The 10,595-nt window shown below is 58.7% G+C and carries 8 protein-coding genes, 1 tRNA gene and 1 pseudogene; 6 read left to right on the forward strand and 4 right to left on the reverse strand.

Going from position 1 to position 10,595, the window contains the following annotated elements; translation table 11 throughout:
* The first annotated feature begins 2 nt into the window (after positions 1-2).
* Genes AB9K37_RS13525 through AB9K37_RS13545 form a run of 5 tightly spaced genes read left to right on the forward strand, consistent with a single transcriptional unit; the run spans position 3 to position 5,842 of the window.
* Positions 3-1,190 carry a polysaccharide deacetylase family protein gene (locus tag AB9K37_RS13525; protein ID WP_369839723.1) on the forward strand — a complete coding sequence of 396 codons (1,188 nt, stop codon included), beginning with the start codon at positions 3-5 and terminating at the stop codon, positions 1,188-1,190.
* Complete coding sequence (locus AB9K37_RS13530; RefSeq protein WP_369839726.1) at positions 1,187-2,578, forward strand: O-antigen ligase family protein; 1,392 nt, start codon at positions 1,187-1,189, stop codon at positions 2,576-2,578. Before AB9K37_RS13525 ends, AB9K37_RS13530 begins: the two co-directional genes overlap by 4 nt.
* The gene (locus AB9K37_RS13535; RefSeq protein WP_369839729.1) at positions 2,575-3,783 is read left to right on the forward strand and encodes a glycosyltransferase family 4 protein; all 1,209 of its coding nucleotides are present in this window, start codon (positions 2,575-2,577) and stop codon (positions 3,781-3,783) included. The genes AB9K37_RS13530 and AB9K37_RS13535 overlap by 4 nt, the downstream gene beginning before the upstream one ends.
* 3 nt (positions 3,784-3,786) lie before the next feature.
* Entirely contained in the window at positions 3,787-4,932 is a 1,146-nt protein-coding gene (locus AB9K37_RS13540; protein ID WP_369839732.1) for a glycosyltransferase family 2 protein, read from the forward strand.
* A 4-nt stretch (positions 4,933-4,936) separates the two neighbouring features.
* Positions 4,937-5,842 (forward strand): sulfotransferase, encoded by a 906-nt coding sequence (locus AB9K37_RS13545; RefSeq protein WP_369839735.1) that lies wholly within the window; start codon positions 4,937-4,939, stop codon positions 5,840-5,842.
* Here the strand turns inward: AB9K37_RS13545 and AB9K37_RS13550 are convergent.
* The 3 genes from AB9K37_RS13550 to AB9K37_RS13560 are packed head-to-tail and all read right to left on the reverse strand — an operon-like array spanning position 5,839 to position 9,119.
* Positions 5,839-6,897: a GNAT family N-acetyltransferase gene (locus tag AB9K37_RS13550; RefSeq protein ID WP_369839738.1), complete on the reverse strand. Its 1,059-nt coding sequence runs from the start codon at positions 6,895-6,897 to the stop codon at positions 5,839-5,841. The two genes, AB9K37_RS13545 and AB9K37_RS13550, sit on opposite strands and share 4 nt — an antisense overlap.
* A 17-nt stretch (positions 6,898-6,914) precedes the next feature.
* Positions 6,915-8,003, reverse strand: a complete 1,089-nt coding sequence (locus AB9K37_RS13555) for a glycosyltransferase (RefSeq protein WP_369839741.1) — start codon at positions 8,001-8,003, stop codon at positions 6,915-6,917.
* Between the two features lie 15 nt (positions 8,004-8,018).
* On the reverse strand, positions 8,019-9,119 hold the full coding sequence (locus tag AB9K37_RS13560) for a sugar transferase (protein WP_369839744.1): 1,101 nt from the start codon (positions 9,117-9,119) through the stop codon (positions 8,019-8,021).
* A 340-nt stretch (positions 9,120-9,459) separates the two neighbouring features.
* On the opposite strand from AB9K37_RS13560, the gene AB9K37_RS13565 reads away from it, so the two are divergent.
* Positions 9,460-9,537 (forward strand) — tRNA-Arg (locus tag AB9K37_RS13565).
* A 359-nt stretch (positions 9,538-9,896) separates the two neighbouring features.
* Here the strand turns inward: AB9K37_RS13565 and AB9K37_RS13570 are convergent.
* Positions 9,897-10,193: pseudogene (locus tag AB9K37_RS13570) on the reverse strand (transposase); the annotation flags it as partial.
* Between the last annotated feature and the right edge of the window lie 402 nt (positions 10,194-10,595).

A 10,595-nucleotide genomic window follows, 5' to 3' on the forward strand; every position in this document is an offset into this window, starting at 1 on the left:
TGGTGGACCGTCAGATCCATCGCCAGCGCGCTTGGAAACGTGCAGGCCTTGCGCTGCTGGTCGGCATGGCGCTTGCGGCTGCGATGGCGTCGTTTGGTGCCGGGTGGTTTGCTATGCTGCCACTGGTCGCAATGGTGTGGGGGGCTGGCATTGCGCTGCACCGCGCGGGTGCCGTCCCTGTGATTGTTTATCACAGCATTTCACCGGACGCAGGCTGGCTGCCGTGGAGTCAGAACACCTCGGTCAGGCCAGAGGTGTTCGAGCGGCATATGACCGTGCTGGCGCGCATGGGATGGACCGTGCTCAGCCGCGAGGCCTTCCAAGGAGCAAGAGCGCGAGGTCTTCGGCTGCCCGCCAAAAGTGTGATGATCCATTTCGATGATGGTTATCTGGACAACTGGGTCGCGGCAGTTCCAATCCTGCGGAAATACGGTGCACCCGCGACCATCTTTGTGTCGTCCGATTTTATCGACGCATCCCAATCGCGTCGTCCCACGATCGACGAAACACCAACTGATTGGCGTGGGTACATGAACGCCGCCGAACTTCGCGCTCTGGATGCCGATCCTTTGATCGAGATCGCGTGTCATGGGGCGGACCATGCAAGGGTTGCGGTGTCTTCTGACATTGTCGACACGCTGAGTGAGGCCAACTGGCGGCAACACGCACCATTGTTCTGGAACAATTCAGAAGACAAATCCCGCTGGTTCGAGGCAACTGAGCCCGCACTCCCCTATGGTAATTTGGTTCGCCAAAATGACTCCGCGTTGACGTCACCTTCTTGGACTGAAGCGGGCATCGAGACCAAAGCGGTTTTCGAAGCACGCGTTCGCGCCAGCCTGATCCGTGCGCGTCATCTGCTGAAAGATGTTCTGGGCCGCGACATCGATTTCCTGTGTTGGCCCTATGATCGCGTGACGAACGCCTCGGCCTTGATTGCCCGAGAAGTCGGCTTCGAGACGTTGACCGGCGGACGAGGCGAAAACCGAGAGGGAGAGGACCCCTGCCTGCTGTCGCGCACGCACATCAATGATTTCGCGGCGGGTCCGGGCTCTCTCTGGGTCGAGGAACTGGTATTCCGCGCCAAACTTGGCGTCGCAGCCGGACATTACTGGTGGATGCCTGTGACGGCTCTGGCGCGGCGGCGGCGGGCCAGATTTTTGCCCTCTCCCAAGGGACCAGGCGCATGATCATCCGGACGCGCTCGCTCTGGAGCGACTTCGCGATTGGTTTGGCAGCGGGGTGTGCAGCGGCCATTCTGGCGCTTGCCTTTACTATTTTAGGGCATCCCGAATTGGCGCTGATCCTGCCTGTCGCCGCGGTGATCGGACTGGCCTTTGCCGCGCATCCGTTTGTGGGGATCAGCGCACTGCTCTTCTTTGCGCAACTTGATGGCATTCAGGACAAGATCTTTCCCGGCGACGGGTTCAAGTTGATGACTTTGGGCACGATGGTCGGCGTGATGGTGACGGCGTTCCGTCAGCGCGGGATGGTGCGCGAAGCGCTGATGCAGCCCATCGCGATCATGGGCATGCTCTTGGGACTGTCGATGATCGTCAGCGCATTTGGGGCCGAGAGCAAATATATGGCCGCCAACAGCCTGCGCCGCCTGCTGGCCATGATCATCTTTATGTATTTGATCATCATTTTGGTGAACACGCGGGCGCGGTTCGAGCGGGCGATGATGATCCTCGCGCTGACGTCTTTGATCTCGGGCGTCATTCTGATCCTTGACGTAAAGCTTGGAATGACGCTGATTTCGACGTCTGATGCGGCAACAACGGCGCGAACAGCCGAAGGGTTCGAGCGGTCGTCGGGGGCATCGCAATATAACCCGACCACGGCGGCCACGATGATGCTGACGGGCGTGATCATCGCTGTCGTCATGTACATCGAGCAAGATCGCTACAAACGGTTCTACATGGCCGCGGCGGGGATCGGTACGCTTGCGCTGATCTTCAGCTTCGCGCGGTCATCGTTTCTTGTTTATACAATCACGGCGATCTTTCTCTTCTATCGCTACCGGCAACATCGCCTGATCATTCCGGTCTTGGTGATTGGCGGGATGTTTGCGCTGATGATGCTGCCGTTTCTACCAGCCAGCTATTACGAGCGGATCGCTTCGATTTTCGGCGGGGGCGGAGGGGATTGGACCCTTGGGCGGCGCATGACCTATAATGTGATCGGGGTGAACCTGCTGACAGAGAACCCGTTGTTCGGTGTCGGCCCCGGCAACTTCAAAAAGCACTTCGTGGACAGCGCCTATCGTTATCTGCCGGGTCGGACGATGTATGGGCGCCAATTGCATAATATGCACCTATCAATCATGGTCGAATACGGCCTGATCGGCGCGACCTTCTTTTACGGGATGGTCATCGCGGCATTTCGCGGCGCGAGAGAGGTCATGCGCGCACCGGCGGACAATGACATCGGCCATCTGGCGACGGCGTATTTCTATGCCCTTACGGCCTATATGCTGGTCAGCGTCTTTGTCCCGAATGAGTACAACAAATACACATGGATCATGCTCGGCCTCGGGGCCGCCCTGCCGCGCGTGAACCGCAAGGAGGTCCTATGAAGATCTGGGCCATTGTCAGCGACTTCCCCAAAGTGACCGAGACTTTTGCGCTCGCCAATGTACAGGCGTTTCGCAATGCGGGGCACAAGGCGGATGTGTTTCATATAAAGCCGTTCCGCTCAGCGGAAATTGTGCATCCCGAGGCGCGTGGCATCGTCGATGATGCGTTGCATCTGGGGTATGCCGCGCCGCGCACGGTGTTGCTGGCTGCGCTGGCCGCCATCCGCAGCCCATTGCGTACCGCACGGGTGATCCGGCGAATTGTCGGGGCCTTTCGTGCAGAGCCGCGGCACCTTGGTATCTCGCTTATGCTGCTGCCTCAGGGGCTGGCGCTAGGGCAACTTGCACGTCGCAGCGGGGTGGACCGGCTCTATGCTGAATTCGCGGGGTATCCGGCGACGGTGGCCTGGATTGCCTCGCGCACCAGCGGGATTCCCTTTGGCTTCTCGGCACATGCCCATGACATTTTCATTACCCAAGGACTGCTGGACGTGAAGGCCCGCGCCGCAAGTTTTGTGCGGACGATTTCAGATTTCAATCGCCGGTTTCTGGTGCAGAAGGCATGCGTTTCACAGGACAAAATCCATGTGATCCGGTGCGGTGTTGCACCAGAGCGCACGCAAAGCGCCTTGCCCGTCGCGCCAACAGAAGGAGAGCCGTTCCACATCGTGTTCGTCGGCGCTTTGCTGCCGCGAAAAGGTGTAGATGTTCTGCTTAAAGCGCTCAGCCATCTACCCAAAACGCTGAACTGGCGACTGACCATTGTTGGCGGTGGCTCTCAGGAGGCATCTTTGCGCGTCGCGGCTGAGGATTTGCCCGATGGGTGCGTGGATTTCCTTGGCGCGCTGCCCTCGGATCAGGTGCAGCAGACGATGGCAGAGGCGCATCTTGTGGTTGTGCCATCGATCGAAGGCGAGGGAGGCCGAAGCGAAGGAATCCCGGTTGTTCTGATGGAAGCGATGGCGCAGGGGCGGCCGGTGATTGCGTCGCGGCTGTCGGGGATCCCGGAACTGGTCGAAGAGGGACTGACCGGTTGGCTGGTGCTCCCCGGAGATGCACGGGTCTTGGCGACCCGGATCGAACAGGTTTTTGGGAATTACCAAGGTTCTTTGGGTTTGGCTGCCGCCGGGCAGGCCCGCGTTCGGGCGCACTACAACATAGAGCAAAACGCGGCGGAATTGCTGGCCTTGATCGAAGGGGACTAGGGAATGGTTTTTGTGTTCTGGGCCGCCGTTGTGTTTCTGGCCTATGTGATCTTTGGCTACGGGCTTCTGTTGCTGGGCTTCTCGCGACTCGCGTCTGCAAGGCCAGCCACGAACTCTGCGAACTCGCAGCGGGTCGATATTCTGATCCCTGCCCACAACGAGTCCGCCTGCATCGCGGAAAAGCTGCGCAATACGCTGGATTTGAACAACCCGCAGGATCATCTGGTGCGCATCATTGTCATCGATGACGGATCGACCGATGGCACTGCAGAGATTGTTCGCAGGCTGGCGCTTCCTCAGGTAGAGTTGATCGAAACGCCGGGACGGTTGGGCAAGCTGGCCGCGATGAATCTGGTCGTCCCGCAGCTCAGCGGAGACATTGTGATTTTCACGGACGCAAATGCAATGCTTCTGCCCGAAACACTAGAGGCCTTGGTTGCACCCTTTGCCGACCCCGAAGTGGGGGGTGTCTGCGGGCAGATCAGCGTGAATGCGAAAACCGCTGGTCAGATTGGCCGGGCCGAGTCGCTGTTCTGGCGGTACGATCAGGCGATGAAAGCCGCCGAAGCCCGCTTGGGCGGCGTGTGCTCGGCGCAAGGCTCGATCTATGCGATGCGTCGGGAGTTGGTTCCCGATGTGCCGCCCGGCGCTGCTGATGATTTCTATATCTCGGTCGCGGCTGTCGAAGCCGGATACCGTTTGGCCTTTGCACCCAATGCCTTGACTGAGGAAGTGGTCACGGAAAAGGCCACCAAAGAGATGGGCCGAAGAGTTCGATCAACCGAAATGGGGTGGCGGGCACTGATGAGATATCGTGCGTTGATGAACCCGCTGCGGACCGGATGGTATGGGTGGCAGCTTTTGTCCCACAAAGGGATGCGCCGCATGGCGCCCTTTGCCTTGGCTCTTGTGTTCCTATCTAACCTTTTCTTGATCGGTCAGGGATGGTTTTATGCTCTGACGGGACTGGGACAGATCGCTGGATACGTGCTGGTTGCGTTGGCTTGGGCCATACCTGCGTTGCGCAAACTGCCGCTGGTGGGCGCAGCCATGTTCTTTGTGATGGGCAATCTGGCCATGTTTCTCGGGCTGGTTCGGTACTGGCGTGGGCGGGAAAGCTCGCTTTGGACACCTGTAAGAGAGGGCTGACACTGTGACACCGATCTTTGTTCTGGGCCTGCAGCGCTCTGGTACCACTTGGATGGCGAACCAGTTGGCGGCCTTGCCGTCGGTCGCCGCTGTTGAGGCCCCCGAGCATCGCGGTGTTCACGAAAGCATTTATTTTTCGCACTTCGCCAAAGCGTTCGGCCCTTGGTCCCGCTTAGAGAGCCGCGTGCGCTTCGCGCAGGCTTTTGTACTGTCTGATTACGGGCAGCTCTTGGGGCTGACGCCAGAGCTTTTGGCGGTCGATATGCGCGAAGCCAAGAGCTATGCCGACCTGTTTCGGATCGTAATGGACCGTCATGCGCGGGCGCAGAGTGCCGAGGCATGGGTCGAGAAATCTCCGCACCACACGATGATGTATCGACGGCTGAAGCGCGCGTTTCCCGATGCGAAGTTCGTACTGGTGCACCGCCGGACCGAAGGGATGATCCTGTCACGCTTGTCGGGTTTTGGCCGGACCCCGACCGAGGGTTTCCGGCGCTATGCAGATATCGCTCGAGCCAGTGTCGTGAACACGCTGTATGGTCGATATCTGAAGCGGCTGTCGCGGCGCAGGGACTGTTTCTATCTGCGGTACGAGGATCTGCACAAAGATGACGGGCGCCTCCGAGCATCCCTTCTGCGGTTCCTAGGCGTGTCTGGCAGTGTCGACGAGATGGAGAGTCAGTATGAGGCCAACACCAGTTTCGACCGTGCGCCGCGCAAACCTCTGAGCCAAAAGGATCTAACGGTCATGGTCGTCGCTGGGATTTTGGCGTACTTGATGCCACTGACACTTTTGGTGCTGGCGCACCGTCTTCGCGGTGCGGTGCGCGGGATTGTCTGGCCCGACTGGTGTTGGAAACGAACCGGTTTTCACCCCGATGTACAAGACGCCGGGGTGACGCGCCCTTAGTAGTCCTGATCGCTGTCGGCGCGTGTGAAATACCAATGCCGATGAAGCGAGGGCATCTGCGCATTCATCTTTGTGTCTTCGGCGTGGAGCTGGAGCAGCGTCATCGGCTTGCTGTGCAAGAAACCAAGGCCTTTGAGCATTGACACTGGCCATGCACATTCGGGCAGCTGAAGGATCGATTGTTCCGCGCCCTGACGTTCCATCAACTGGTTCGCAGCGCGCAAGAGCAACGCATAAGAGCGTGAATCTCCGCTCTCGGTAAAGATGTCGACGACCAGGCCGTTGGTCCGGTCTTCTTTTTCTTCGAGACGCGTGACGACATAGCCGCGCAGGGTCTCGCCCTGCCACAGAGCGAGCGTGTCGTAATCATGAAGCGGGAACTGATGGAAGCGCCAGTTCAGGTAGTCCGCGTCGCGCGCCAGAGTCATGCGGTATCCGTATTTGGCGCGACTCCACAGGTCGTTAAAGGCAGCGCCGAAATGCAGGACATTGGTGATCCGCTCGTCTTCGCGAAGGGAGGGGGCACTGCGTTGTGAAATGTTACGAGCAATCCGGAACGAGCCGTCGAATGCGCTGCCCATCGGCGCGGGCAGACCTTTGCGGCGAGACAGCATCCGACCTGGACGCAAAGGCGCAAAGTAGTTCCGCAGCATGACTTCGCCTGTCATGCCTAGCTTGCGATACAGGTTGGCGATCTCATCGTTTGCGGGCATCCCACCGTAGTAGGGCCCATTGTTAAAGAAACTCCGAACAATCGGCAGGCCAGCGCCGCGGTGGCGCGGATCGACGCCGACGGCCACAGGCCACCATGACTGCGATTCCTTGCCCTCGATCCACAGGGTGTGGGGCAGGATCAGGCAGGCACCGACCATTGCGCCGTCTTTTTGGGTGCCGCGGCCAAAGGTGCGCGCGCCGCTCGCATCTGGCTTTTTGAATAGCCATTCCCATGCGACGGCTTTTCGGGCCGCGCTTTCTGCGGAAAAGACGTCTCGCATTAGGGTGACGAAGTCATCGCGACGGGTGTTGTCGAATTCGAACATTGCAGGGCGGGACATGCGGGCTCCTCCTTCGGTCACTGGCATGCAAGTGAAAACAGGGTCTCGTGGGCGCGGATCGACGCCCCGAGTTGATAACGCGCCGCCATCGCTTGTCCGCGTTGACGGTAGGTTTGGCGACGGACAGGATCGGCTGTCATGGCCAGAATTTCAGCAGCGATATCCTCGGGCGCGTCAGAGCGCACAAGAGCGCCGCTCTGGCCATTTTCCAGCAGATGCGGTGGGCCGTAGGGGCAATCGACGCTTAGGACCGGCAGACCGGCAGCCATTGCTTCGATAATTGCGTTGCCCAACCCTTCGAGCTGAGATGTGCACAGGAACATGTCTGAATCTGCCAAGGCGGCCGGAATGTCGCGGTTCAATCCGGGCAGAGAGACGGCCCCGCTGAGGCCATATGCCGACACCTGCGCCTCAAGTGCCTCGCGGCATGGCCCTTCGCCGTGAATCGTCAGACGCAAATCGGGGTTGCGGGCATGTGCCAGAGAGAACCCGTCGATCATTAGGTCGAAGCGTTTTTCAGGCGCAAGGCGTCCGACACTCACCAAGCGGGTCAGGCGGCCTTTGGGGGCAGTCAGATCTGCCAATGCATCCACCACAGGGTTTGGTAAGCAGGTGAAACGCGGAACCTTTGCACCCAGCAGTGTGCGGTGTTCCTCGCCGATCTGGGGGAGGGGGGCCACCAGTGCAGTAGCCGAGGGGTAAAGCGCCCGCATTAGGGCGACCCGAAGATTGCGTGCCCCCACCTGAGCCAAAAACCCGTTCAAGGGTGTGTGCTCGGAAATCACGGCACGAGTCTTGGTGCCTGACAAGCGGAGCGCGGCCAGAGCCAACAGGTTACCCGCGTTTGTCGCGGTATACGTCAGGTCGAACCGCTCGCGACGCAGCAGACGGGCAAGGCCAAAGATTGCGCGGCTGGCCCGTGCGCCCGCCAGATCCAGAACGCGGACGTCTGTGGGGATCTGGTCTAGCAAGGTGCCCTCACGCCTTTGCAAGATCAGGGTGGGCTGAAAGCGGTTCCGGTCCAGAGAGGTGAGAAGGCGCAAGATGACCTGCTCGGCGCCGCCCATCTGGAAGTGAGGCAGAATGAATGCAATACGTTGTACCATGTCGATCTACCGGACTTAGGCTAACGCGCGAGGCGAAATGGGCTGCCCTTCGATCAGGGCTGGCTTTTGGCGTTGGGGCGGGCATGCCGGGCCAACGACCGCCAAATCGAGGACATAGCGTTCGATGGTGTACTGGCCTGCATCGGTCTTGCAGTCGTAGGCGAAACGCGCACCGATTTCGTCGAGGGGGGTCAGCGCGACCCGCGCATTCCGAATGCGGCCATTCCCAAGGATAATCCGAACTTGCAGATCGTGTGTGAAGGGCAGCGCGATGGGCCGCGCCAGAACGATAGTCCGACCATCAAGAGCTGCGACGGATTGCGAGAGCCCCGTACGGCGATCCAGCAGCCGCAACCCCATCCGAGACGCGCGCTCATTTGCCAGTTGATCCGAACGTTTGCCGGTCAAGCGCTTGCGAGTTTCTTGAATTGCACGGCGCAGAACGTTGAGACCAACTTTACCAAAGAGGACGACCTCGGCGCGATAATTCACCGGCGCATCAATCAGCATGTTGTTGTAGCGCGACCGAATCCGCTTGGTGGTGCCGTGAGTCATGTAGGCCTGAGAATGCCCCACAAGCCCGGGCTTCACTGCGAACTTCCGATCATAGTCAGGAACCCGCTCGCGCTCGATTTGCGCGATTGCCTCGCGGACAGGGCGGGGGCCCACCAGATTCATATCGCCGCGCAGCACGTTGAAAAGCTGGGGCAGTTCGTCCAACCGGGATGCCCGCAAGAAACGGCCAAGAGGTGTCTCGATGTTGCTTCCGGCTGGCAAAACCTGATTGGCGGTGAGTTCCGCCGCCTTTTTGTCATCCAAAGTACGGAACTTCAGAATGTTGAAGGGTTTCTGATCTTTGCCGATGCGCTTGCCGGAATAAATGATCCTCGGGCCTTGCGTCACAAACAGCGCCGCGGCGATCATCGCCATGAGCGGTAGAAAGACGAGTATGACGACCATAACCAGCGAGGCATTGTAAACACGGTGAATCCGAGGGTTGCGCGGCGCAAAACCGGTCGTGATCCCGCGGCGCATCGGGGCATCTTCAGATAAGGGTAGGGCCACTACCGGCCTGGACGCAGTGCCAAAGGCACGCCCATGGGCAAGGAAACTCATCATCGCTCTCCAAAACTCGTACACACGGTCTTCGCCGCTTTTTTGTAACTATGGTTAACAAATCTGGCTTTACTTGGGACAGATTGCGCCTAAGCGTGAGTTTTCGGAGCCCATCGGTTTGCGCCCCGAAATTCCAATATTCTTGGTGGTTTTGCCTTAGGGGCGCGCTGAGATCTTGGAATTGTGACGGGAATGCGCCGTCAAGATGGCCGCTCTCGGGAGATTTATTCATCCTGTCCGGTGTCTCAGAGTTGCAATCCACAAAACTGCGAAGGTGCGATTCCCGAATTGTTGCTCTGTTGACATTAGAGGACGACTTATCCGATACAGCCAACCGTGAGGGCCGTTAGCTCAGCTGGATTAGAGCAGGGAACTTCTAATTCTCAGGTCGGGGGTTCGAGTCCTCCACGGCTCGCCACATTCATCAAGTTGTAGTCAGAAAAACCAGATGAATGCGCAAACGAAACCAAAAGCGTGCGCAAAGCCTGTCAAGAGAAATCTACGCGTGTTTTGTGGTTATTTACGGTGGCAAGGGCGGTTGGTGCTTCGAGAACAATCAGGTTTGCGCGTTTGCCAGATATCTGTCTGTGAAAGCCGCGGGTTGCCGCATCGGTACTTCCGGCCCAGACCTGCCTTTCAGCCTTGGCCGATCTCCGCGGTGCAGCTTCACCAGACCGGCCACTCGTCCTTCACGCAGCATTTTCGGAGGGTGAACAGAGGTGGTCCTGGAAATTCGACCAGTTTGCCGCCGTGCTAAGCTATAGCATTGGTTTCATTTCAGGCGGCAACCTTCAAGTCCGGAGATCGTCTATCATAGGCCTCGTCCGGCGTCATGATCCCATGTGATGAGTGCGGACGTCTTTCGTTGTAGTAAGTGATCCAGTTGCCGATCCCGTTCCGGGCTTCGGAGCCGGTTTCGAAAGCATTCAGGTAGATGCATTCGTATTTGAGTGATCGCCACAGCCGCTCGATCATTCGGTTGTCGATCCAGCGCCCCCGACCATCCATCGAGATTTTGACCTTCGCATCGCGCAACACGTCTGTGAAATCGGTGCTGGTGAATTGCGAACCTTCGACGCCAGCTGTCTGCGAATAGCGTAGTAACCCTGCGTCGTAGCTACCGGAGCATTCAATGCCGACGCGTTGCAGATCCCCGAAAGACCTCATCCAGGTCAACATCAAGCGATAGCCGTGACGGGTCGTGGGAAAGCTCTCGATGCCGAGCACACGGTCGTACTGGTCTACGACAGCTGCAACATGTAAATCCTTGTGGGTATCTGCGCCTCCGACGACGTGCGATGTTTCTGGGGTTTCGGCCATTTGTTGATCCTTTCCGGGGTCACGTCCGTCAAGGTGGTGTAATTTGTCGGGTGGCCTGAGGTCATGATCAGGCGGCTTTTATGCTGAGAATTGGGTCTGTCTCCTCGTTGTCGATCTGAGCGAATGCCTCGACCATCATGTAGCGGCTGGCGGTTT

Origin of the sequence: Donghicola sp. XS_ASV15, assembly GCF_041224595.1 — a bacterium.
GTDB lineage: Bacteria > Pseudomonadota > Alphaproteobacteria > Rhodobacterales > Rhodobacteraceae > Donghicola.